Genomic DNA, 23,872 nt, shown 5'->3' with positions numbered 1-23,872 from the left:
GATACGGGTTGTGGAGTAGTGGTTCTCCGGGCCCGGGCGCATCGTACGCCCGGACCCGGAAGCTGTCACTGGTTGAGGACGACGTCCATCTCGGCGAAGAACTGCGAGACCGCGTCATCGACCGTGACGGTGCCGAAGTTGAGCTCGGTACCCAGCTGGCGGAACTTCTCCTCGAGCGTGCCGTAGCCGACGATCGGAACCGGCGGGGCGTCGCCGAGACGGTCGGCGATCGACGCCTCATAGTCCTTGACCTGCTGGCTCAGCGGGTCGAGCTCGGCCGCCTCGAGGGCGGTCTCCGAGGCCGGCAGGCCACGGTTGGTGCCGAAGATCTCACCCGACTGGGGCGAGTTCACGAGGAAGTTGACGAGCGTCGCCGCCGCCTCGGGGTGCTCGGTGTTGGCCGAGATCGTGTGGAGCATCGACGGCTTCAGGTACAGGTCCTTCGCGCCTTCCTTGGTCACCGGGGGAGCGATGAGGCCGAGCTCGGTGTAGCCCTCGCCGAGACCGGCGAGGTAGCCCGCGCCGAAGTTGTCCCAGGTGAGCTCGCTCGCCGTCAGCGCGCTGTCGAAGGCGCCCTTCGGGGCGACCTCTTCCACGCGCTGCTGCGGGATGCCGATGCCGTCCTCGCGGATCGGTGCGCCAGACTCCCAGAACTCGGTGAGGCGCTCCTCGTCGAAGCCGGGCGTGCCGTCCTCGTTGAAGAGGTTCTTGCCCTCCGCGCGCAGCTGCAGCTCGAAGTTCTGGATGCGGCCGGTGAAGTCGCCGCCGCCCCAGAACTCGCCGCCGGAGCCGTCGGTGACCTCGCCCATCCAGTCGGTGTAGTCGTCCCAGCTGCCGCCTTCGAACTCTTCGACGCCGGCCTTCTCGAGCAGAACCGGGTTGGTGAACAGGCCCCACGCGTTGGTGGAGGTCGTGATGCCGTAGGTGGTGTCGTCGACGACGCCGATGTTGAGGATGTTCTCGGGCAGCGGCTCGGTCTCGATGATGTTGCCGAGGTACGGGTCGAGGTCGAGCAGCAGGCCGTTCTCGGAGTACTGGCGCAGGTACGAGTAGTCGAACTGCATGACGTCGGGGAGGTTGCCGCCGGCGGCCTCGGTCTGACGCTTCTCCCAGAACTCGGGGAAGGTGAGGAACGTGGAGTTCACCGTGATGTTCGGGTACTCCTCGTTGAACGCTGCGATGGCCTCGTTGTAGAGCCCGGCGCGGACGTCGTTGCCCCAGAACGCGAGGTCGAGGGTGACCTTGTCGTTCGGGTCGAATGTGGGTGCGGCGTCGGGGGTCTCGTCGCTGCCGCCGGCGCAGCCGGCCAGCACGAGGGCGGCGCCGGCCGCGAGGGCGGCGACGGCGAGTGCCCGCTTCTTGCTGAACATCCTTGTCCTCCTTGTGAACGTCTGCGTTCGCTGTTCCGCGTGAGACGTTCGTCGTCTGTGTATGCGGTGTGGGGCGCTCTGTGGTGCAGGTCCTGCGATGCTGGAAAGCGCTTGCCCGCTACGGTACTCGGTCTAAAAACGTTTCGCAAGGCGTTCGCGCGAGTTTTTTAAACGATTCAGTAACAGCAGCGATCTTGCGGTGATGACGGACTGTGCTCGGTCCCAGCCCTCGACGCGCCGCCGCCGCCCGGTTCCGACAGGTCAACCGGCCTTCTGCAGGAGAGATTCGCTCTCCCGCATCGTGCGGAACCCCGGTTGACCTGTTGAAGGAGGGTGAGCGGAAGGGCGGGGGAGGGATGCCTCGGGTCAGCGCTCGGCGACCAGCTCGCCGTCTACCACGCGCAGGCGGGCGACGTGGACGGCGCTGCGGCGATGGCTGCGCTCTTCGGTGTCCGCGAGCTCGCTGCCGTCCCACCAGGGGTGGGTGAAGAAGTAGAGCCGTGCCTCGTCGCCCAGGACCACCACCGAGCCGTGCCGTCCGATCTGGATGCCGTCCCGCGGAGGGGTGCTCTCGCCCAGGATGACGGCATCCGTGCTGCCCTGCCGCTCCCACGTGACGGCGTCGGCACTCCGGTGCACGGCCATGCCGCGCCACTCGTCCGTGAGGAGGAACCACGTGCCGTCGAGCGCGAAGACGAACGGGCCCTCGTGCGGGCGCCCGCCGACGGCGGTGCCGTCGAGCCGCCACGAGTCGAGGTCGTCCGACACCGCGACCGCGGTCGTCGAATCGGCCGCCTCGTCCTTGTACCAGAGGCGCCAGAGGCCGTCGGGGCACCGGGTGACGGCGGCGTCGATCACGCGGTCGCTCGCGAGCGCGATGACGCCCCGGCGGCTCCAGGTGCGCAGGTCGTCCGAGACGTACTCGACGATCCGGCGGGCGTGCCCCTCCCATCGGGTCGGCACGCCGTCGATCTCCGTGAGGTACATGCGCCACTGCGTGCCGTCGTGGATGATCTCGGGCGCCCAATGCGTCTCGCCGACCGCCGCGGGCGGCGGGCCTTCCGCCAGGCGGAGGCCCGCAGCATCCGGTTCCAGCGTCCCGGCGTAGCTCCAGCGCAGGCCGTCCTCACTGCGCGCGACGCCGATGCGAGAGCCGTGCACCCAGGCGACCCCGTCGCCGGGGTGCGGATGCGTGGCGCGGCGCTGCGTATAGAAGATCCACCAGCCGTCGGCGTCCCGCACCACGGTGGGATCGGTCGCGCCGTCGTAGACGGGATCGCGGTAGATCTCGCGGGGTGCTGCGGCGTCGGGGTCGAGTGAGGCGTCGACCGTCATCGGGCCGGTCGCAGGTCGATGACGGTGCTCGCGAAGCTCTTGCGGTGCGTCGGGTGCGCGGCGAGGTCGGCGGGGGTCACCACGGCGCCGTCGGCGTCGGCCGACGCGTAGATCGCGGCGACGAGCTCGATCGAACGCGCCGGCGCCTCGGCCGTCGGCGGCAGGGGTGCGCCCGAACGGAGCGCGTCGAACACGTCGCGCAGCAGATACACGTGGTCGCTGCGCTCTTCGGGCCCGCTGATCTCCCAGGTCGCGGCCTCGGCGGCGTCGACGTGGGGAGCCGGCGTGATGCGCCAGTTCTCGTGGCCGTGGCCGTACAGGTGGTCGACCGTGATCGTCGCCTTCTCGGTGTCGATCCGGATCGTGCTCGTCTCGCGCGGCGACAGCGTGCTCGACACGACCTGTGCGACGACGCCGCCCTCGAACACCACGGTCGCCGTCGACACGTCCTCGGTCTGCGTCTCGCGGTCGAGTCGCCAGAGCCGCCCCTCGACGCGTGTCCAGTGGCCCAGCAGGAACGCCAGGAGGTCGAGCTGGTGGATGGCGTGGCCGAGCGTCGTCCCGCCGCCCTCCGTCTCCCACTTCCCGCGCCACGGCACCGCGAAGTACGCGGCGTCGCGGTACCAGAGCGTCTGGCACTGGGCGACGAGGGGTCGCCCGAGCGCGCCGGAATCGAGGAGGCGCTTGACGTGGGCGGGCGCGGTTCCCGTGCGCTGCTGGAAGACCACCGCGAGCTGCCGGCCGGCGGCGGCCGCGGCATCCGTCATCTGCTCGAGCTCGTCGAGGGACGGTGCCGGGGGCTTCTCGACCACCACGTGCGCACCGGCCGCGAACGCCGCGAGGGTCTGCGCGGTGTGGGCGCCCGGGGGAGTGCAGATGTGGACGACGTCGGGGTGCTCGGCGGCGAGCAGCGCCTCGAGGTCGTCGTAGACAGCGGGCGCGCCGTACGTCGCGGCGAACGCATCGGCCGAGGCGCGGCTGAGGTCGGTGACCGCGACCAGCTCGGCGTGCGGGTAGGCGGCGATGGCTCGGATGTGCGAGTGGGCGATCGCTCCCGTGCCCACGATGGCACAGCGGAGGGTCTCGGTCACGGTGGCTCCTTCGGGTGGATCGCGAACGGATGCTGCAGCCCCGCGGCATCCGCTCCTCCAGGGTAGGCGGTGTCGACGGAAAGCGCTATCCCACGGTGTGGTCAGTGCGGAAGGCCGGTCTGTGTCGCGTGCAGGTGGGCGTAGCGGCCCTCGGCGGCGACGAGCGCGTCGTGGCCGCCGACCTCGATGACCTCGCCGTGCTCGAGCACGACGATGCGGTCGGCCTGGCGGATCGTCGACAGACGGTGGGCGACGACGAGCGTGGTCCGGCCCTTCATGAGGCGGTTGAGCGCCTCCTTCACGAGCTCTTCCGACTCGGGGTCCAGCGCCGAGGTCGCCTCGTCGAGCAGCAGGATGCGCGGGTCGCGCACCAGCGCACGCGCGATCGCGAGCCGCTGGCGCTGCCCGCCCGAGAGTCGCGCGCCGCGTTCGCCGACGACCGTGTCCCACCCGTCCGGCAGCCGGTCGACGAACTCGGCGGCGTTCGCGTCGCGCAGAGCAGCGCGCAGGCGGTCGTCCGAGACGTCGTCGAGGCCGTACGCGATGTTCTCGCGGATCGTGCCCTCGAAGAGCACCGACTCCTGCGGCACGACCGAGACCGATTGCCGCACGGTGCGCAGGTCGAGGTCCTGCATGTCGACGCCGTCGAGCAGGATCCGGCCCGCCGTGGGGCGCACGAAGCCCAGCACGAGGTTGAGCATCGTGGACTTGCCCGAGCCGGACGAGCCCACGAAGGCCACGGTCTCGCCGGGCGAGATGTCGAGCGAGATGTCGTGCACGGCATCCCGTTCCGCCTCGTCGTAGCGGTGCGACACGTGCTGCAGCTCGAGGTGGCCGCCGACGTGCAGGGCGGCGCGCTTGCCCTCGTTCTGCTCGAGGTCGGGCTCCTGCAGAACCTCCGAGATCGACCGCATCGACTCCATGCCGCGCGCGCCGACCGGGATCAGCATGAGCAGCTGCGTCAGGCCGCCGGTCAGCAGTGTGAAGTACGTCGACAGCAGTACGACCTCACCGGGGGTGATGGGGAGCAAGCCCGTCAGCGAGAAGATGGCCGCGAGCACGAGGCATCCCACGCCCAGCAGCTGCATCGCGACCCACGAGATCGACGCGACGTGGCCGTTCAGCATGTCCAGGTGCAGGCCGGCACGGCGCACGCCGTCGGCGCCCGAGGCGACGCGGGTGACGGCGGTCCGCTCGAGGCCGTGCGCGCGGGTGACGGGGATGAGGGAGGCCATCTCGCCGACCCGTGCGGAGAGGGTCTCGACCTCGCGGCGGAACACCTCGTTGCGCTCACGCGAGCGGTTGCGCAGTCCGTAGCGGATGCCGATGGCGATCGGGATCGCGAGCGCGTAGACCGGGAGGAACTGCGGCACCGTGATCGCGGTCATCGAGATGGCGCCGATCATGACCATGGTGGCCGACAGCAGCGGGTGGGTCACCTGCTGGAGCATGAGCTCGATGTTCTCGACGTCGCGCACGACCTTCGTCTGCACGATCGACGAGCTCACCCGCGTGTGGTAGCCGATCGAGAGGCTCTGCAGTCGCGCCGCGAGCGCGTTGCGGAGGTCCGCGCCGGTGTCGCGCACGACGGTCATGAAGTTGCGCGTGTAGACGATGTGCATCGGGTAGTTCTGGATGAGCAGCACCGCCGCGACGCAGAACCAGATGAGCACGGTCGAGACCTCGCCGCCGGTCGCGACGATGTCGATGATCTTCGCCGTCACCACCGGCAGGAACCACAGCGGGACCTCTTTGCAGGCGAACGCGAGGATCGCCACCGCCATGCGCCCGGGCCGGCGCGCGAGCAGCTTCAGCACGGAGCGGCCGGGGCGCGGGTTCTGGGCGATCGAGATGATGCGGATGGGTCCGGTAAACGCTTTCTGCGTCATGATGACATGGTACTGACGGATGCCGCACCCCGGCGCGACGGAAGGCGAACATGACGTACCACCTGGCCGGCGACTCGACCGTCGCCCCTCCCAAGCCCGACGAGCTGCCGATGGCGGGCTGGGGCTCCTTCCTGGAGCCGACCGTCGAGGCGCCCGTGCGCAACCTCGCCTACGGCGGCGCGACGACCGAGTCGTTCCTCTCCGACGGCTCGTGGCAGGGGCTCCTCGACGGCGTTCGGCCCGGGGACACGGTGGTCATCCAGTTCGGGCACAACGACCAGAAGCTCCCCGAGCTCGACGCGCGCGGCGGCTACGCCGAACGGCTGCGGAGCATGGTCGTCGACGCCCGGGCGCGCGGCGCCGTCGCGGTGCTGTGCACCTCCGCCGAGCGCCGCTGGTTCGACGGTGACCGTGTGACGCCCACCCACGGCGACTACCCCAACGCGGTCCGCGACCTCGCGCACGACCTCGATGCCCCGCTCGTCGACCTCACGGCGTTCACCACCTGGCTCTACGAAGACATGGGCCCCGAGGCATCCCGGTCGCTCCTCAGTCACTTCGCACCCGGTGAGCACCCGGTGTGGCCCGATGGCCTGGCCGACGACACCCACTTCCACGAGCGCGGCGCCCGTCGTATCGCCGCCTTCGTCGGGCGCTCGCTGCGGGCGATCGAACGGCGCGACGGCGGCGCCCCCGCGAGGGGATCGTCGCTGGTCAGCTGACCGGTGGGATCAGCCCACCGTGGAGGCGCGGACGATCAATTCGGGCCGGTAGACCACGTTGCCGAGATCTGCCCCCGCGGTGCCGCCGATGCGTGCGAGCAGCAGCTCGGCCGCAGTGCGTCCCATCTCGCGCGCGGGCTGGCGCACGGAGGTGAGGGGAACGCCGGCGATGGCCGCGAACTCGATGTCGTCGTAGCCGACGACCGCGACGTCGTCCGGCACCCGCACGCCGCGCGAGATCAGTCCGTGCACCAGGCCGATCGCCAGGTGGTCGTTCGACGTCACGACCCCGTCCGGGCGGTCGGCGGGGGAGCGGGCGGCGAGCTGCTCGCCGAACGCCACGCCGAGCTCGGACGTCGTGCGATCGGTCCAGATCGGCTCCAGGGTCGCGCCCGGGTGGGCGGCGACGGCGAGCCGCGTGCCCTGCAGGCGTTCGCGCACCTGTCGCACCGCTTCGCGCGCGCCCACGAAGGCGAGCCGCCGGCGTCCCGTCGAGAGCAGGTGCTCAGCGGCGAGCCGCCCACCGGCGACGTCGTCGAACGACACCGAGGGCAGCTCGCCGGTGTCGTCGATCGCATCGACGAGGACGACCGGGATGCCGCGGCCGCGCAAGCGCTGCAGCCAGGGTTCGAGGGGGCCGAACGGGCTCACCAGCGCACCCTCGACCTGCACCCGCTCGAACAGCTCGAGGTGGTCGCGCTCCTTGCCGACGTCGTCGCTGGAGTTGCCGACGAGCACGCGCATTCCGGCCGCCGAGGCGGCGTCTTCGGCGCCGGCGACCATGTCGCCGAAGAAGGGGTTCGCGATGTTGATGACCGTCATCCCCAGCAGCCCGGAGCGCCCGGCGCGCAATTGCTGGGCGGCCTGCAGCGGCACGTAGCCGAGCTGGTCGGCGGCCGAGCGCACCCGGTCGACGAGACGCTCGCTCACCATGTGAGGGCGGTTCAGCGCGTTCGATACGGTGCTGATCGAGACGCCCGCGCGCTCGGCGACATCGCGGATGCCGACTCGCTTCATGTCGTTCGTCCCGTCATGCTCACCCGGCACGGGTCCGGGCCGGACGCCCCCGCGCGTCCGATCCGACTATGGTAGGCGCTTTCCTGAGCGCGGGAGAGCGCTCGCGGCGCGGTCGATCGTTACCCCCGCGTTACGAGGAGACATTTGACGAATCGAGCAGTGCCGCCTACTCTTCAATCGAAGCGGTTCGAAATCGAAGCGGTTCGATGAACGAACCTCGGATCCCGCCCCTCGACAGAGCGGCAGCCACGTACACGAAGGAGTGACATGGAACGGCATGCTCACCCGGCGGCCCCCTCGGCGGATGCCGCGAGCCAGGGCGCGCTCCGATGACCACTCAGGCGCAGTCGCAGGTCGTCTTCCAGGAGGCGGCGGTTCACAACCTGGACCACAACGCCAAGAAGGGGCGCGGCCGGCGGCTGCGTCCGGCGGGCAGCCGGACGTCGTTCACGCTGTTCCTGTGCATCGTGCCGTTCCTGGTGCTGGCGTTCCTGTTCTCGTACCTTCCGCTGTACGGCTGGATCTACTCGCTGTACGACTACAAGCCGGCGCTCGGCCTCGAGGGCAGTGAGTTCGTCGGCCTGCAGTGGTTCCAGATGCTGGTGAGCTCGCCCACTCAGATGGCGCAGATCGGCCAGGTCCTCCTCAACACGCTCGCGATCAGCTTCCTCGGGATCGCGACATCCGTCCTGCCGCTCTTCTTCGCGATCCTGCTCAACGAGATCAAGGCGCCCTGGTTCCGCAACTCCGTGCAGACGCTGACGGCCCTGCCGAACTTCATCTCGTGGGTCCTCGTCTACATGATCGCGTTCTCGCTCTTCTCGAGCTCGGGCCTCGTCAACGACGTGCTCAACGACGCCGGACTCATCACGGCGCCCATCAAGTTCCTCGACACCGACCAGAACGTGTGGATCACCATGACGCTCTGGAGCATCTGGAAGGGGCTCGGCTGGGGCGCGATCATCTACCTCGCCGCGATCGCCGGCATCGACCAGTCGCTGTACGAGTCGGCCCGCATCGACGGGGCCGGCCGCTTCCAGCTGATGCGGTACATCACGGTGCCGCAGCTGATGCCGACCTATCTCGTGCTCCTGCTGCTGTCGATCGCCAACATCCTCAACAACGGCATGGAGCAGTACTACGTGTTCCAGAACGCCTTCAACAAGCAGTGGATCCAGGTGCTCGACCTGTACGTGTACAACATCGGCATGACGGGCAACAGCCTGTCGATGGCCACCGCGATCGGCATGCTCAAGAGCCTCATCTCGGTCGCCCTGCTGCTCACCGTCAACGCGGTCTCCAAGCGCGTCCGCGGCGAATCGATCGTCTGAGAGGCCAGGACATGACCACGACGATGACGAAGACGCTCACCACGACGAAGAAGGGCGACACCTCGGCTCGCTATGGCGGGACCGTCGGCGATGTGGTGTTCCGCCTCGCGAACTACGCGCTGCTCTTCCTCTTCGCGCTGATCTGCGCGTACCCCTTCTACTACCTGATCATCAACTCCGTCAGCGCCAACGACATCTCGGCGCTCGGCGACGTGCGCCTGTGGCCGGTCGGGTTCCACCTGTCGAACTACGCCCAGGTGTTCCAGCTGCCCGGTCTGCCGATGGCGACGGTGGTCAGCATCGGCCGCACGGTGATCGGAACGGCCCTCACGGTGCTCGCGTCAGCCTTCCTCGGGTTCATGTTCACGCAGACCCGCATGTGGGGCCGCAAGTTCTGGTACCGCTTCCTCATCATCACGATGTACTTCAGCGCGGGCCTGATCCCGGTGTTCATCATCATGAAGACGCTGGGGCTCACCAACAACTTCTGGGTCTACGTGCTCCCGTTCGTGGTGCAGCCGTTCAACGTCATCCTCGCGAAGACCTACGTCGAGTCGATGCCGAAGGAGCTGCAGGAAGCGGCCGAGGTCGACGGCGCCAACATCCTGCAGGTGTTCTTCAAGGTGTACCTGCCCAACATGACGCCGATCCTCGCGACGATCGCGATCTTCAGTGCGGTCACGCAGTGGAACAGCTTCCAGGACACCCTGATCTACATCACCGACCAGAGCCTGTACACGCTGCAGTACCTGCTCTACATGTTCATCAACCAGGCATCGAGCCTCGCCCAGGCGGCACAGAACGCCGGCGGCAACATCGGTCAGATCGCCGGGCTCGCCACCGAGCAGACGCCGACCTCGATACGCATGACCGTCTCGGTGCTCGTCGTGCTGCCCATCATCTTCATCTATCCCCTGTTCCAGCGCTTCTTCGTGAAGGGCATCATGCTGGGCGCCGTCAAGGGTTGACGGCGGCCACGAACCACCACAGAACCACCAAGAAAGGAAAGCAATGACGCTTCGAAAGAAGGTGTCCCTGGCTCTCGTGGCGCTGCTCGCCGCGGGCTCGCTCGCCTCGTGCAGCGCCGGCGGCGGCGACGACCAGGGCGCGATCGACCAGTTCCCCGAGAAGTGGGACCAGGAGATCACGATCGACGTGTTCGACGGTCTCGCCAACTACATGGGCGTCCAGCAGGGCTGGTTCGCCAAGATCGTCAAAGACAAGTTCAACATGAAGCTGAACATCATCGCCCCGAACGTCGCGGGCGGCGGTGACACCCTCTACAACACGCGCGTCGCGGCCGGCGATCTCGGCGATCTGATCATCACCGACAAGGGCCAGAAGCTCGACGAGCTCATCGAGGGCGGTCTGGTCAAGGACTCGGCGAACTACTACGGCGCGATGGACAACCTCGCGAAGTTCGACGCCGCGGTCGAGCACCTCAACGACGGCAAGGACGGCGTCTACGGCTTCCCGTCGGCGGTCTCGTCGCTCAAGCCGACCGAGCCCTCCGAGGGTCTCAACCCCACCTTCGGCCCGTACCTCCGCTGGGACTACTACAAGGAGGCCGGCTACCCCGAGATCGGCACCCTCGAAGACCTCCTCCCGGTGCTCGCCGACATGCAGGCCGCGCACCCCACCGCCGACAACGGCCAGCCCACGTACGCCTTCTCGCTGTTCAAGGACTGGGACGGCAACATGATGGTCACCGCGAAGCAGCCCGCCTGCTTCTACGGCTACGACGAGATCGGGTTCGTGCTGGCCAAGGCCGACGGCTCGGACTACCAGAGCATCCTCGACCCGGACGGCGAGTACATCCGCAACCTGAAGCTCTACTTCGACGCCAACCAGCTCGGCCTCGTCGACCCGGAGTCGACGACGCAGAACTACGACACCCTCTTCTCGAAGTTCCAGAACGGCCAGGTGCTGTTCTCGTGGTGGCCGTGGCTGGGTCAGTCGGCCTTCAACACCGAGGAGAACATGGCCGCGGGCAAGGGCTTCGAGATGGTGCCCCTGGCCGACCAGAACATCTTCTCGTACGGCGCCGAGGCGTACGGCGGCAAGCAGGTGTTCGCGATCGGCTCGAAGGCCGAGGACCCGGAGCGCATCGCCGCCTTCATCGACTGGCTCTACTCGCCCGAGGGCGCGTATGCCAACAGCAGCCAGACCGGTGCGTCGGCGGGACCCAAGGGCCTCACGTGGGACGTGAACGACGCGGGCGAGCCCGAGCTCACCGACTTCGGCAACGAGGTCTTCCTCCAGGGCGGCGCGACAGTTCCCGAGGAGTGGGGCGGCGGCGAGTACGCCGACGGCGTCTCGGCGCTCAACCTCAGCGCGGTGCTTCCGATCGACACCGACCCCGAGACGAGCCTGCCGTACAGCTACACGTTCTGGCCCACCTACCAGGCGTCCATCGCCAACCCGCTGACCGTCGACTGGTCGGCGAACATGGGCGACGCGACCTCGACCATGGAGTACCTGCAGACCAACGACCAGGTGCTCGTCGCACCGGGCGCGAGCTACGCCGCCCCCGCCGACGACTCCGAGATCGAGACGCTGCGCAACCAGGTCAAGGAGATCATCAAGCAGTACTCGTGGCAGATGGTGTTCGCCTCGAACGAGGCGCAGTTCGACTCGCTCCGCGACGAGCTGATCAAGACCGCTGAAGGCCTCGGCTACGACAAGGTGCTCGAGTTCGACATGACCAACGCGAAGTCGCAGAACGACGCGCGCGTGGCCGTGGCGAAGGAGTTCGCAGGCTGATACGCCGGTAACCAGCGAAGGGCTCGGGATGCAGCATCCCGAGCCCTTCGTCGTGCCGCTCGCGCGGGCGTCCTCAATTGAGGCGATGCGCCGAGATGAGGACGTCGGCGTCGTGATCGGTCCGCAGCCGGGCTCTCGTCCTCAATTGAGGGAATGGCCCGGGATGAGTACCCTAGCGCACGGCCGCTCAGCAGCTGGGCTCTCGTCCTCAACTGAGGGTGACGGATGCTGCGGGCCCCGGGCCACCGTCCCCGCGTCGCGTCCTCAATCGAGGGGATGCGCCGAGATGAGGACCTCGACGTCGTGATCGGTCCGCAGCTCGGCTCTCGTCCTCAACTGAGGTTGACGGATGCTGCGGGCTCCGGGCCTGCGTCCCCGCGTCGCGTCCTCAATCGAGGGGATGTGCCGAGATGAGGACCTCGGCGTCGTGATCGGTCCGCAGCTCGGCTCTCGTCCTCAACTGAGGTTGACGGATGCTGCGGGCCCCGGGCCGCCGTCCCCGCGTCGCGTCCTCAATCGAGGGGATGTGCCGAGATGAGGACGTCGGCGTCGTGATCGGTCCGCAGCTCGGCTCTCGTCCTCAAATGAGGTTGACGGATGCTGCGGGCCCCGGGCCGCCGTCCCCGCGTCGCGTCCTCAATCGAGGGGATGCGCCGAGATGAGGACGTCGGCGTCGTGATCGGTCCGCACTTCGGCTCTCGTCCTCAGTTGAGGATCACGGATGCTGCGGGCCGCGGCATCCGTCACCGCCAGAGCCCGAAGGGGTCAGGCCTCGTGGCGGGTGAAGACGCTCCGGAAGAGGAAGGCCGTGGCGTAGGCGCCGACGGAGAAGCCGATGGTGGCGATCAGGATCGCGACGGGAGGGAACAGGATCGTCAGTGCGACCGCGGTCACCGGGATCACGAGCACGCCGAGGGTGCGCACCGGCTCGGCCGCCGGGAGCAGCAGCGAGTTCTTGAGGGTCTGGCGCACGGGGCCCGTGAGGAACGCCACCTGGGCCATCGCATAGAGGAACGCGGCGAAGAGGTAGACCGCGCCGATCACCGCCACGACTCCCGCGACCCCGGCGAAGAGCGCGGGGTACGCGAACCAGAACACGCTCGAGAATCCGAGCAGCGCGGCGGGCAGCAGCAGGCACAGCATCAGCACCGTGGCGCGGCCGAAGTTCGCGCGGAACGCGGGGAGGAAGTCCTTGAGGGGGCGTCCGCTCTCGTCGTCCGAGTAGCGGATGGTGACCTCGTACAGTGCGCTCGTGGCTGCGCCGATCGTGACGATCGGCAGGCACACGAGGATGTAGAGCAGGTTGAGTGCGACGAACGTCAGGAACGTCGAGAAGCCGCCGAGCGCGCGGCTGTCGGGATCGATCCTCATGCGGGCGTCACGATCACGGCGTGGGTGCTCCGGTGAGCGCCGGCGGCAGCAGGCGCACCGCGGGCTTCGCGCCGCTCGAGAGGATCTCGCAGATCATGTCGGTCGCCGCCGCGCCGATCGCCTCGGCGGGCACCGCGATGCTGTCGGCGAGCCCCGGCACCGAACGCGCCACGTCGTCGGGGCACAGGGCGACGATGGCGGTCTCGCCTGCGCGCTGCCGGCCGCGCTGGGTGATCGTCGTCGCGACGTGGGGGAGTGCGCCCTCGTTGTGCACGAAGAAGCCGGTGATGCCCGGGTCCTCGGTCATCACGCCGTCGACGGTGGCGATGGACTCGGACGAGCTCGGGCAGGCGTGAACGGTGCCCGTCACGCCGTTCGCGTCGCACGCCGCCAGGAAGCCGCGTGCGAGCCGGTCGGCGTACGAGGTGTGGCGCGACATGACCTCGGGCGGCGAGCCGATGAGCGCGATGCGCTTGTGGCCGAGCGCGACGAGCCGGTCGACCGCGAGCCAGCCCGCGGCCTCGAAATCGAAGTCGACGCAGGGCACGGAGCGCCGCCCCTCGGGAAGACCGATGAGGACGCTCGGATGCCCGAGCCCCGACAGCGTGTCGATGCGCGGGTCGTCGGACTCGACGTCCATGACCAGCAGCGCGTCGACCATCGAGCCCTTCGCCGCGCGCTGGAGCGCCTTCGAGTCGTCGCTCGCGAGCAGCAGGATGTCGTAACCGTGCTTGCGCGCCTGCGTGACGACGCCGGTGACGATCTGCATCACGACGTGCACGTCGACGCCGGTGCGCAGGGGCGCCTGCAGGCCGATGACGTTCGTCGAGCGCGACGCCAGCGAGCGCGCCCCCGCGTGCGGGCTGAAGCCGAGGCTGTCGATCGCCTTCTCGACCCGGTCGCGCGTCTCCTGCGAGATGGCCCGCTTGCCGCTCATGACGTATGACACCGTCGAGATCGACACGCCCGCCTTCTGCGCGACGTCCGCGATCGTCACCATGAGATCCCCTGCTCTCCTCGTTCGATCACCCGTGTGGTTCCGGGTGCGAGCTCGTATGTTCCGATCGAACCGTCCGGCCCGTGCACACTCATTGTGACGGCTCGCGCCCGCGCGCGAAGCCGCGCCCGCACGAGTCGTCCGCCCGCCCATTCGACGTCGACGGAGACGTCGCCGCGGGAACGGATGCCGCGCACCCGGCCATCCGGCCATTCCGGCGGCAGCGCGGGCAGCAGTCGCAGCGTGACGCGCGTCGCCTCCCGGTCGTCGGCGGGGTTCGGGGCGTCATTCCTCCGTTGGGGCGCAGATTCTGCGCCCCAACGGAGGTTCTGCGCCCCAAACCCGGAAGTGACGGGGCGTGAGGGCTCGAGGAAGGACTGCACGAGGGCCTCGGCGATCGCTGCGGTCAGTCCGAGGTTGCCGTCGATCTGATACGGCGGATGCGCGCTGAAGAGGTTCGGGTAGACCCCGCCGCGGTGAGCATCGGAGCCCTCTTCCGCGGGCCGGAGCGCCATCCGCAGCTGCGCGTGAACGGCCCCGCCGTCGCGCAGGCGAGCCTGCATCGCGGCACGCCAGGCGAGCGCCCAGCCGGTCGATTCCGGACCGCGGAGGCGAATGGATTCGGATGCTGCGCGCGCGAGTCCGGGCGTCGCGTCCGGCGTGATCTGCGCCAGAGGGAACAGCCCCATCAGGTGCGAGAGATGGCGGTGCTCGGGCTCGGCCTCGACGCGTTCGCGGTCCCACTCGAGCAGGTCGCCGCGTGCCGACACCTGCGGGTCGGGAAGCGCATCCGTGAGCGTGGTCAGCTCCGCGATCCACGGGTCGTCGACGTCGAGCACCGCCGCGGCGGCGCGGCAGACCGCGGCGAGCTCGCGCAGCAGGGCGACGTCCATCGCCGCCGACACCGCGACCCCGCGCTCGCGCCCCTCGGCGTCGAGGTAGTGGTTCTCGGGCGAGGTCGACGGGCTCGTCCACGCGCGCTCGCCGTCCGTCTGGATCCACGACAGCGCGAAGGCCGCAGCCGAGGCGAGCGCCGGCCAGGCCTCGCTCTGCAGGTACGCGCGGTCTCCGCCGAACGAGTAGTGCTCCCACAGGTGCAGGGCGAGCCACACCCCGCCGAGCGACCAGTTCGCCCACGCCGGGTCGCCGTGGCCTGCGCCGACCGGCGCGGCGAAGGCCCAGGCATCCGAATTGTGATGGGCCACCCAGCCGTCCGCGCCGTACAGCTCGCGCGCGACGGCGGGGCCCGTCGTCTCGGAGAGCCGCCGCGTGAAGCGCAGGAGGGGCTCATGGCACTCGGCGAGGTCGGTCGTCTCGGCCGGCCAGTACGCCATCTGCGTGTTGATGTTGAGGGTGTACGCGCTCGACCACGGCCCCGGAAGCTCGGCGTTCCACATCCCCTGCAGCGTGACCGGCAGCCCGCCCGGCTGCGACGAAGCGATGAGCAGGTACCGCCCGTAGTGGAACATGAGGGCGGCGAGAGCCGGGTCGTCGCGCTCCTGCGCGCGACGCACCCGGTCGACGGTGTCGAGTGCCTCGACGTCGCCGGGTGCCGGCAGTTCGAGCGCGCACCGCGCGTAGAGCTCACCGTGGGCGGCTTCGTGGGCGGTGAGCAGGTCGGCTGCGGTCGCGTGGACATCGAAGGAGCCGCGGATGCCGCGCAGCAGCGCCGCGGCGTGCCCCTCTGCGTCGCGGGCATCGGTCGGGTCGCCGGGCAGCGACGGCGCGGTGGCCGTGGCGATCGCGAAGAGGTGCGTCGTCGCGGACGCGCCGACCAGGACTCCGTCGACGACCTCGGAGGCGCCGCGCGCCTGGATCACGATCGCGCCATGGCGCCCGTGCTCCTCGTCGTAGCGGATGGGCTCGGCGGGGCTCTCGTGACCGGGAGCGACGTCGACGGGGAGCCACCACTCGGTGGCGAGGTCGCCGCCCGCCGAGCGCGGCGCCGAGCGCGGGCGCAGGAGCGACCCGATCTCGAGGTGCACGCGCACCGGCGCGTTCGCGGTGACTTCGTGCATGATCGCACCGGTCACGAGGTCCGCCCACGTGCGGTGCCGCACATCGACGTCACCGAGCGCGTAGTGGTGGGTCGCGACGCCGGTGGCGAGATCCAGGCGCCGCACATACTCCTGCGGCTCCGACCCCCGGTCGTTGAGCGAGGGAGCGCCGGCGACCGCGTCGAAACGCCCCGAACCCGGCTGCGAGCCGGAGTGCGCAGCATCCGTCTCCACCGTCAACTCGACCCAGCCGAGCGGCAGGTAGGCCTGCACCCAGGGCGCCTGCATGCGCTGCAGAAGCGCCTCGGCGCGATCGAGGTCGTCGGCGTCGATCGCCGCGCGCACGGCCTCGAGTGCCTCGGGGCCGCGATCCGCGACGCCGTCCAGGGGGTCGGCGTGGGCGTGCCCCGACCACGCCGTGATGTCGTTCAGCCACAGCCGCTCGCCGCCGGTGAGCCCCGCGCACATCGCGCCGCGCACGCCGTTGCCGACGGGGTAGGCCTCGAGCCACCGCGAGGCGGGCGTGGAGGCGCGCAGGACGTGGAGGCCTTCGGAAAGGACCTGCGGGGCCGCATCATCGCGGCGCGTGGACATCGTCACAGTCGTAGTATACCTTCTCAGTGTTGAAGCGCTTCGAAAGTTCGACGCCCTTCTCGCCGACAATCCCGCCAACGTCCGATCGAAACTCAGCGAAGAGGTTCCCCGCTCCATGGCCACCACGCCCGACCCGCGACGCATCGACGCGTTCTCCGAGATCACCCGCGACCTCGGCATCTGCTTCGGCGGTGACTACAACCCCGAGCAGTGGCCGCGAGAGATCTGGCAGGAGGACGCCGAGCTCATGGTGCGCGCCGGCGTCAACCTGGTGACGGCCGGGGTGTTCAGCTGGGCGCGCCTCGAGCCGTCGCCGGGCGCGTACGACTTCGCGTGGCTCGACGAGGTGCTCGACCTGCTGCACGCGCACGGCATCGCCGTGGATCTCGCGACCCCGACGGCGTCGCCGCCGCCGTGGCTCGGCATCCTCCATCCCGAGACACTCCCCGTGAACCCCGACGGCGTGCGCCTCGCGGCCGGGTCGCGCAACCAGTTCACGCCGGCCTCGCGCGTCTACCGCGACCGCGCCCTCGCGATCGCGACCGCCCTCGCCGAGCGCTACGCCGCCCACCCCGCCGTGCGCATGTGGCACGTCGGCAACGAGTTCGGCCAGATCGACTTCGGCGACGAGGCGGCTCGCGAGTTCCGGCTGTGGCTGCGCGAGCGCTACGGCTCGATCGACGCCCTCAACGAGGCGTGGGGAACCCTCGTCTGGGCGCAGGGCTATCGCGACTTCGACGAGATCCTGCCGCCCCGGCGCATGCCCTACCTCGTGAACCCGGCGCAGTCGCTCGACTTCCACCGGTACACGTCGTGGGCGCTGCAGCGCGTCTTCACCGAGCAGCGCGACGCCATCCGCGACGCCGGGGCCACCCAGCCGGTCACGACGAACTTCATGGGCTTCGAGCCGCTCACCGACCTGTGGGAGTGGGCGGGAGAGGTCGACGTCGTCGCCGACGACCAGTACCCCGACCACGCGACCACCACGTCGTCGTCCGACATCGCGCTCGTGCAGGACCTCATGCGCTCGCTCGGTGAAGGGCGGCCGTGGGTGCTCATGGAGCAGGCGGTGAGTGCGACCTCATGGCGCCCGCACAACCTGCCCAAGAGCCGCGACCGCGCTCGTCTCGACTCGCTGCAGGCGGTCGCCCGAGGGGCGGACGCGATCTGCTTCTTCCAGTGGCGCCAGGCCCGCACCGGCGCGGAGCGCTTCCACTCCGCGATGCTGCCGCACGCCGGCGCCGACACCGAGGTGTTCGAGACCACCTGTGCGCTGGGCGCCGACCTGCGCAGGCTGCGGCCCATCGTCGGCGGACGGGTCGAGGCATCCGTCGCGCTGCTCTTCGACTGGCCGTCGCGATGGGCAGCGGACGAACCGGGCCGCCCGACCCAGCGGCTCGACACGCTCGAGCAGGTGCAGCGATGGCACCGCGCGCTGTGGCGCCGCGGCATCGCGGTCGATCTGGTGCGTCCGGGCGCCGACCTGTCGGCCTACGCCACGGTGCTCGTGCCGCACACGTACATCGTGCAGACGGATGCTGCCACCGCCCTCCGTGCGGCGGTCGAACGCGGGGCGAGCCTCGTGGTCGGCCCGTTCTCGGGGGTCGCCGACGGCAACGCCGGCATCCTCACCGGTCGCTCGCCGGTGCTGCTGCGCGACCTGCTCGGCGTCAGCGGCGAGGAGTGGGTCGGTCTTCCCGACGCGCCCACCCCGGTCGTCGTGGAGCAGACCTGGGCGACCGCGCCCGCGGAGGTCGAGGCATCCGTTCTCGGTGAGCGCCTCCGTGCCGAGGGGGCCGAGGTGCTCGCCCGCTTCGGTGCCGGACACCTGTCCGGGGCACCCGCCATCACCCGCCACCGTGCCGGCGACGGCGCGGCCTGGTACCTCGGCGCCATCGTCTCGGACGACGCGCTCGCCGCGGTGCTCGACGACGCGCTGGACGCCGCGGGTGTCACGAGTGTCCTGCCGGACCGCGTGCTGCCGGACGGCGTCGAGGCGGTCCAGCGCGGCGAGGCCCTCTTCCTCCTCAACCACGGCGATCAGGACCGGCGCGTCACGCTGCCCGGCCTGCGCCGCGATCTCCTGTCGGACGCGGACGTCGAGGGGCAGCTGACGCTCGCTTCCGGCGCCGCCATGGTGCTCATCGAAAGGCACGCAGAGTGAAGTTCACCGATGGCTACTGGCTGACCAGGCCCGGTCTCGCCCCGCTGTACGCGGTCGAGGTCGACGACATCCGCGTCGACCAGGCGGCGGGCACGATGACCGTGTACGCGCCCACCGCCGTGATCCGCGACCGGGGCGACACCCTCAACCGCGCGATGCTGACCGTGACGTTCTCGGCGCCCGCGCCGGGCGTCGTCAAGGTGCGCGTCGAGCGCCACGCGGGAGCCGTGCACCGTGGGCCCGACTTCGAGATCTTCGGCGCGGAGGGCTTCCGGCCCGACATCACGGTCGACGACGACGAGGGCGTCCTCGACGCCGGGCCGCTGAAGGTGCGCGTCGTGCGCACCGCGGGGCAGTGGCGGGTCGACTTCCTCGAGGCCGATGGGCGCGTGCTCACGAGCTCCCTCCCGCGGTCGATCGGGCACTACACCGACACGACGGGCAAGAACGGCACCGCCGCGACCGCGGGCACGGCCGGCACCGCCGGCACCGCCGCCGGCGGCACGAAGCCGACGTGGGTGCACCAGCAGCTCAGCATCGAGCCGGGAGAGCGGGTCTACGGGCTCGGCGAGCGGTTCGGCGCGTTCGTCAAGAACGGCCAGGTCGTCGACACGTGGAACGCCGACGGCGGCACCTCCAGCGAGCAGGCGTACAAGAACGTGCCGTTCTACCTCACCTCCCGTGGGTACGGCGTGTTCGTCGACCACCCCGAGAACGTCTCGTTCGAGGTCGGCAGCGAGGTCAACTCGCGCGTGCAGTTCTCGGTGGGGGGCGAGTCCCTCGACTACTACGTCATCGCCGGCCCCGAGCCGAAGGACGTGCTCCGTCGCTACACCGCGCTCACCGGCCGGCCGGCGCGCGTGCCCGCGTGGTCGTTCGGACTATGGCTCACGACATCCTTCACCGCCAGCTATGACGAAGACACCGTCAGCGCCTTCGTCGACGGGATGGCGGAGCGCGACATCCCGCTGTCGGTCTTCCACTACGACTGCTTCTGGATGCGCGAGTACCAGTGGAGCGACTTCGAGTGGGACTCCCGCGCGTTCCATGACCCCGTCGGGCAGATCGCCCGCATGCACGAGCGCGACGTGCACGTGTCGCTCTGGATCAACCCGTACATCGCGCAGCGCTCGGTGCTGTTCCGCGAAGCGGCCGACAACGGCTATCTGCTCAAGCGCACCGACGGCAGCGTGTGGCAGTGGGACATGTGGCAGGCGGGCATGGGCCTCGTGGACTTCACGAACCCCGATGCCGCGGACTGGTACGTCGCGAAGCTGCAGGGTCTGCTCGATCAGGGCGTCGATGCGTTCAAGACGGACTTCGGCGAGCGGATCCCCGTCGAAGGGGTCGTGTGGCACGACGGGTCCGACCCGCACCGCATGCACAACTACTACGCGAAGCTCTACAACGAGGTCGTGTTCCGCGCGCTCGAACGGCACCACGGTGTCGGCGACGCGGTCGTGTTCGCCCGTTCCGCGACCGCCGGCTCGCAGCAGTTCCCGGTGCACTGGGGCGGTGACAACGACTCGACGTTCCTGTCGATGGCGGAGTCCCTCCGCGGCGGCCTGTCGCTCGCGATGTCGGGCTTCGGCTACTGGAGCCACGACATCGGCGGGTTCGAGGGCACGCCCGACCCGGGCCTGTTCAAGCGCTGGCTCGCGTTCGGCCTGCTCTCCTCGCACTCGCGGCTGCACGGCTCGTCGTCGGTGCGCGTGCCGTGGGCCTTCGACGACGAGGCCGTCGACATTGCCCGCTCGTTCACGAAGCTCAAGATGCGGCTCATGCCGTACCTCGCCGGCGCCGCCGAGCAGGCGCATCGCTGCGGGACGCCGATGATGCGCCCGATGGCGCTCGAGTTCCCCGGCGACCGCTCGGGCTTCGACGCCGACACGCAGTACATGCTGGGCGACGCGCTGCTCGTGGCGCCGATCTTCACCGCCGACGGCAGCGTGGAGTACTACGTGCCGGAGGGCGAGTGGACCTCGCTCCTCGACGGCTCCGTCGTCGACGGCCGCCGGTGGATCTCCGAGACCCACGGCTACGACTCGGTGCCGCTGCGGGTGCGCCCGGGCACGGTGCTGCCCTTCGGCGCCGACGACAGCCGCCCCGATTACGACTGGTCCGATGGCGTCACGCTCCGGTGCTTCGAACTGCCGGACGGCTACGACCGCGAGACGCGGGTGCCGGGCCACGACAGCAAGGGATCCATCGACGGCGTCGGCGCCACCACTTTCCGCGTGCGTCGTGAGGGCCGGGCGATCATCGCGTCGACGGACGACGCGCACGCCCCGTGGGCGCTGCAGGTGGGTGAGCGGATCGCCCGCGCCGCAGCATCCGGAGAGATCCGTCTCGAACTCGACGAGGAGAGCGCACGATGACCGACACCGCGACGGTCCCCACTCCCCCTCCACACGGCGCTGGCGCGCCGCGCGGAGCCTCGGGGCGCGTGGGCCCAGCCACCGCCACCGCGATCGCCGAAGACCACACGCCCGGCCAGCCGCTGTTCAGGCGGGTCGACCAGCCGCTCGCGGCGCGCGCCCGCGACCTGCTCGACCGGCTGACGCCCGACGAGCGGATCGCGATGCTGCACCAGGCCGCGCCCGCGGTCGAGCGGCTCGGGGTGCCGGCGTGGCACACGGGATGCGAGGCGCTGCACGGTGTCGCGTGGCTCGGGCGCTCCACGGTGTTCCCGCAGTCCGTGGGACTCGCCGCGACCTGGGACACCGACCTCGTCGAGAAGGTGGGCGAGGTCGCCGCGGTCGAGGTGCGTGCCAAGCGCGCCGAGAACCCGCTGGTGAGCCTCAACGTCTGGGCGCCGGTCGTCAACACGCTGCGTCACCCCGGCTGGGGGCGTAACGAGGAGGGCTACTCCGAGGACCCGCACATCACCGGGGTGTTCGGCACCGCGTACTCACGCGGCCTGCGCGGCGACCACCCGCGCGTCTGGCGCACCGTGCCCGCGCTCAAGCACTTCCTGGCGTACAACAACGAGACCGATCGCTCGGTGACCTCGTCGGAGATGTCGCTGCGCACCCTCCACGAGGAGGAGCTGCCCGCGTTCCGCAGCGCGATCGAGGAGGGTGTCGCGGGCGGCATGATGCTCGCCTACAACCGCGTGAACGGCGTCCCTGCCCACACGCAGCCCGAGCTCGTCGCGGAAGCCCGGTCGTGGTCGGACGAATCGATCGCGGTGGTGTCGGATGCCGGCGCCCCGACCTTCCTCGTCACCACCCAGCGCACCCAGCCCGACCATGTGCACGCGGCCGCCGCCCTCGTGACCTCGGGCCTCGACTCGTTCACCGACAACGACGCGAACGCGGAGCCCACCATCGGCTACGTGACGGAGGCGCTCGCCGCGGGCCTGCTCACCACGGCCGACGTCGACCAGGCCGTGCTGCGGCTGCTCGAGCTGCGCATCCGCACGGGCGAGTTCGACGGCGACGCCGACCCGTACGCGGGGATCGGCGCCGACGCCATCGACGCACCCGGGGCCCGTGAACTCGCCCGGGAGGCGGTGGCGCGCTCGGTCGTCGTGCTGCGGAACGACGCCGACGTGCTGCCGCTCTCCCGGGCGTCGCGGGTCGCGGTCGTCGGCCCGCTCGCCGACCTCGTGCTCACCGATTGGTACGCCGGCACTCCGCCCTACGCGGTCGGCATCGGCGCCGCTGCCGCCGAGCGCTTCGCCGAGGCCGAGGTCGTGACCGGCGCCGACACGATCGCGCTCCGGGCCTCGTCCAACGGCCGCTACGTCGTGGCGAACGCCGACGGCTCGGTGGTCGAGGCGGCCGGCGACGCCGCGGCAGACGACGCGCTGTTCGACGTGACGGACTGGGGCGACGGCATCCTCACCCTCCGCTCCCACGCGAGCGGGCTGCTGCTCACCGGTGCGAAGTGGCCGATGCGCGCGGACGCGACGCGCGTGGGCGAATGGGTCGTGCAGGAGAGCTTCCGCACGCACGTCCACGCCGACGGCACGTGGTCGCTGCTGCACCTCGGCTCGGGCCGGTGGCTGCGGGTGTTCCGCGATTCGGGGCTGCTCGCCGCCGAGGCGGTCACGCTCGACGACGCCGAGCGCTTCGGCGTGCGCGTCGTGCGATCGGGCGCGACCGCGGTGGCCGAGGCGGCCGCGCGTGCCGACGCCGTCGTCGTCGCGGTCGGCAACGACCCCCACCTCAACGGCCGCGAGACCCAGGACCGCCCGCACCTGCGGCTGCCCGCCGCGTGGGCAGAGGTGTGGCGCGCCGCGCGCGAGGCGAACCCGCGGGCGGTGCTCACGATCGTGTCGAGCTACCCCTATGTGCTCGACGGTGTCGACGCCGACACCGTCGTGTGGTCGAGCCACGGCGGCCAGGAGCTCGGGCACGGCGTGATCGATGTGCTCTCGGGCGACGTCGAGCCGTCGGGCCGTCTCTCGCAGAGCTGGCCCGCGACCGAGGCGCAGGCGGGCGACCTGTTCGATTACGACACACTCCGCCAGGGTGCGACCTACCGCCATCAGCCTGACGAGCCGACGTTCGCGTTCGGGCACGGACTCACCTACACGACGGTCGCGTACGAGTCGGTGACGCTGACGGTCCCCACGGCCCCTCCACTCGCCGCTGGCGCGTCGAGCGGAGCCTCCGGCCGCGTGGGCCCAGCTGCGGTCCCCGCGCCCGCGGCGACCCACCGCCACGCCGGCTTCGCGCCACGGGAAGACGAGGCCGTCGTGAACGCGGTGGTGCGGGTGCGCAACACCGGGGACCGCGATGCCGAGGAGCTCGTGCAGCTCTGCGCGCTGTCGTCGGGCCTCCCGCTGCCGACGCCGCGGCGCCTGCTCGTGGCCTATCGCCGCGTGCGGCTCGCGCCCGGCGAAGTCCGCGACGTCGAGCTGACGTTCTCACCCGCGCGCCTCGCCGTGTGGGACGACGCCGTGCGCCTCCCCGGCGCGGTCGACGACTGGCTCCACGAGGGTGCGCTGCGCGTGCAGCCCGGGACCTACACCGTTGCCGCGGGCCCGTCGGCGTGGGATCTGCCCGTGCGGGCTGATCTGGAGGTCACTGCGGGCTGAGGCTGCGGCATCCCACCCCGCGGGCTTGGCAGCCGACGCCGCCCGTCCTCAACAGGTCATCCGGGCTCCTGCAGGGACGTTTCGGTGTAGGGCGCTCCGCGTGTCGTGGAGTCGGTCCCTGCTCCTTTCGTTTCAGGCTGCGGTTGCAGCGGGTCGGGTTGTGAGTCGGGTCATGGTGTCGGCG

At 70.3% G+C, this 23,872-nt stretch carries 15 protein-coding genes; 7 read left to right on the top strand and 8 right to left on the bottom strand.

What is annotated here, in order from left to right:
- Positions 1-65: 65 nt before the first annotated feature.
- The 4 genes from ASF40_RS17940 to ASF40_RS17925 all read right to left on the bottom strand — a co-directional run bounded on the left by ASF40_RS17940 (position 66) and on the right by ASF40_RS17925 (position 5,685).
- Positions 66-1,370, bottom strand: a complete 1,305-nt coding sequence (locus ASF40_RS17940) for an ABC transporter substrate-binding protein (RefSeq protein ID WP_056371666.1) — start codon at positions 1,368-1,370, stop codon at positions 66-68.
- Positions 1,371-1,736: 366 nt separating this feature from the next.
- Positions 1,737-2,705 carry a family 43 glycosylhydrolase gene (locus tag ASF40_RS17935; protein WP_056371664.1) on the bottom strand — a complete coding sequence of 323 codons (969 nt, stop codon included), beginning with the start codon at positions 2,703-2,705 and terminating at the stop codon, positions 1,737-1,739.
- Positions 2,702-3,796 carry a Gfo/Idh/MocA family protein gene (locus ASF40_RS17930; protein ID WP_056371661.1) on the bottom strand — a complete coding sequence of 365 codons (1,095 nt, stop codon included), beginning with the start codon at positions 3,794-3,796 and terminating at the stop codon, positions 2,702-2,704. Before ASF40_RS17930 ends, ASF40_RS17935 begins: the two co-directional genes overlap by 4 nt.
- A gap of 101 nt (positions 3,797-3,897) precedes the next feature.
- Complete coding sequence (locus ASF40_RS17925) at positions 3,898-5,685, bottom strand: ABC transporter ATP-binding protein (RefSeq protein WP_056371659.1); 1,788 nt, start codon at positions 5,683-5,685, stop codon at positions 3,898-3,900.
- A 50-nt stretch (positions 5,686-5,735) separates the two neighbouring features.
- On the opposite strand from ASF40_RS17925, the gene ASF40_RS17920 reads away from it, so the two are divergent.
- Positions 5,736-6,407, top strand: coding sequence for a rhamnogalacturonan acetylesterase (locus ASF40_RS17920; protein ID WP_056371657.1), 672 nt, complete (start codon positions 5,736-5,738; stop codon positions 6,405-6,407).
- A 9-nt stretch (positions 6,408-6,416) separates the two neighbouring features.
- On the opposite strand, the gene ASF40_RS17915 is transcribed toward ASF40_RS17920, so the two are convergent.
- Positions 6,417-7,424 (bottom strand): LacI family DNA-binding transcriptional regulator, encoded by a 1,008-nt coding sequence (locus ASF40_RS17915; RefSeq protein WP_056371655.1) that lies wholly within the window; start codon positions 7,422-7,424, stop codon positions 6,417-6,419.
- Between the two features lie 329 nt (positions 7,425-7,753).
- On the opposite strand from ASF40_RS17915, the gene ASF40_RS17910 reads away from it, so the two are divergent.
- From ASF40_RS17910 to ASF40_RS17900, 3 genes are read left to right on the top strand one after another with little or no spacing between them, the layout of a single operon-like run.
- Positions 7,754-8,755 carry an ABC transporter permease gene (locus tag ASF40_RS17910; protein WP_200919530.1) on the top strand — a complete coding sequence of 334 codons (1,002 nt, stop codon included), beginning with the start codon at positions 7,754-7,756 and terminating at the stop codon, positions 8,753-8,755.
- A gap of 11 nt (positions 8,756-8,766) precedes the next feature.
- Complete coding sequence (locus ASF40_RS17905) at positions 8,767-9,723, top strand: carbohydrate ABC transporter permease (RefSeq protein WP_200919529.1); 957 nt, start codon at positions 8,767-8,769, stop codon at positions 9,721-9,723.
- 43 nt (positions 9,724-9,766) lie between these two features.
- Positions 9,767-11,518, top strand: a complete 1,752-nt coding sequence (locus tag ASF40_RS17900; protein WP_056371653.1) for a hypothetical protein — start codon at positions 9,767-9,769, stop codon at positions 11,516-11,518.
- 765 nt (positions 11,519-12,283) lie between these two features.
- Here the strand turns inward: ASF40_RS17900 and ASF40_RS17895 are convergent.
- Genes ASF40_RS17895 through ASF40_RS17885 form a run of 3 tightly spaced genes read right to left on the bottom strand, consistent with a single transcriptional unit; the run spans position 12,284 to position 16,477 of the window.
- Entirely contained in the window at positions 12,284-12,889 is a 606-nt protein-coding gene (locus ASF40_RS17895) for a YesL family protein (protein ID WP_056371651.1), read from the bottom strand.
- A 13-nt stretch (positions 12,890-12,902) separates the two neighbouring features.
- A complete protein-coding gene (locus ASF40_RS17890; RefSeq protein WP_056371650.1) occupies positions 12,903-13,889 on the bottom strand; it encodes a LacI family DNA-binding transcriptional regulator in 987 nt (328 codons plus the stop codon).
- A complete protein-coding gene (locus ASF40_RS17885; protein WP_235560289.1) occupies positions 13,883-16,477 on the bottom strand; it encodes a glycosyl hydrolase family 95 catalytic domain-containing protein in 2,595 nt (864 codons plus the stop codon). The genes ASF40_RS17890 and ASF40_RS17885 overlap by 7 nt, the downstream gene beginning before the upstream one ends.
- 115 nt (positions 16,478-16,592) lie before the next feature.
- Between ASF40_RS17885 and ASF40_RS17880 the strand changes: the two genes are divergently transcribed.
- Genes ASF40_RS17880 through ASF40_RS17870 form a run of 3 tightly spaced genes read left to right on the top strand, consistent with a single transcriptional unit; the run spans position 16,593 to position 23,688 of the window.
- A complete protein-coding gene (locus tag ASF40_RS17880; protein ID WP_056371646.1) occupies positions 16,593-18,641 on the top strand; it encodes a beta-galactosidase in 2,049 nt (682 codons plus the stop codon).
- Positions 18,638-21,019, top strand: coding sequence for an alpha-xylosidase (gene yicI, locus ASF40_RS17875; protein WP_056371643.1), 2,382 nt, complete (start codon positions 18,638-18,640; stop codon positions 21,017-21,019). The genes ASF40_RS17880 and yicI overlap by 4 nt, the downstream gene beginning before the upstream one ends.
- Positions 21,016-23,688, top strand: coding sequence for a glycoside hydrolase family 3 C-terminal domain-containing protein (locus ASF40_RS17870; protein ID WP_082497183.1), 2,673 nt, complete (start codon positions 21,016-21,018; stop codon positions 23,686-23,688). Before yicI ends, ASF40_RS17870 begins: the two co-directional genes overlap by 4 nt.
- Positions 23,689-23,872 lie beyond the last annotated feature (184 nt).

Source organism: Microbacterium sp. Leaf288, assembly GCF_001422925.1.
In the GTDB taxonomy this organism is placed as follows: Bacteria; Actinomycetota; Actinomycetes; order Actinomycetales; family Microbacteriaceae; genus Microbacterium.
Note: the sequence above shows the minus strand (reverse complement) of the source record. Positions and strands in the feature narration are given on the sequence as shown.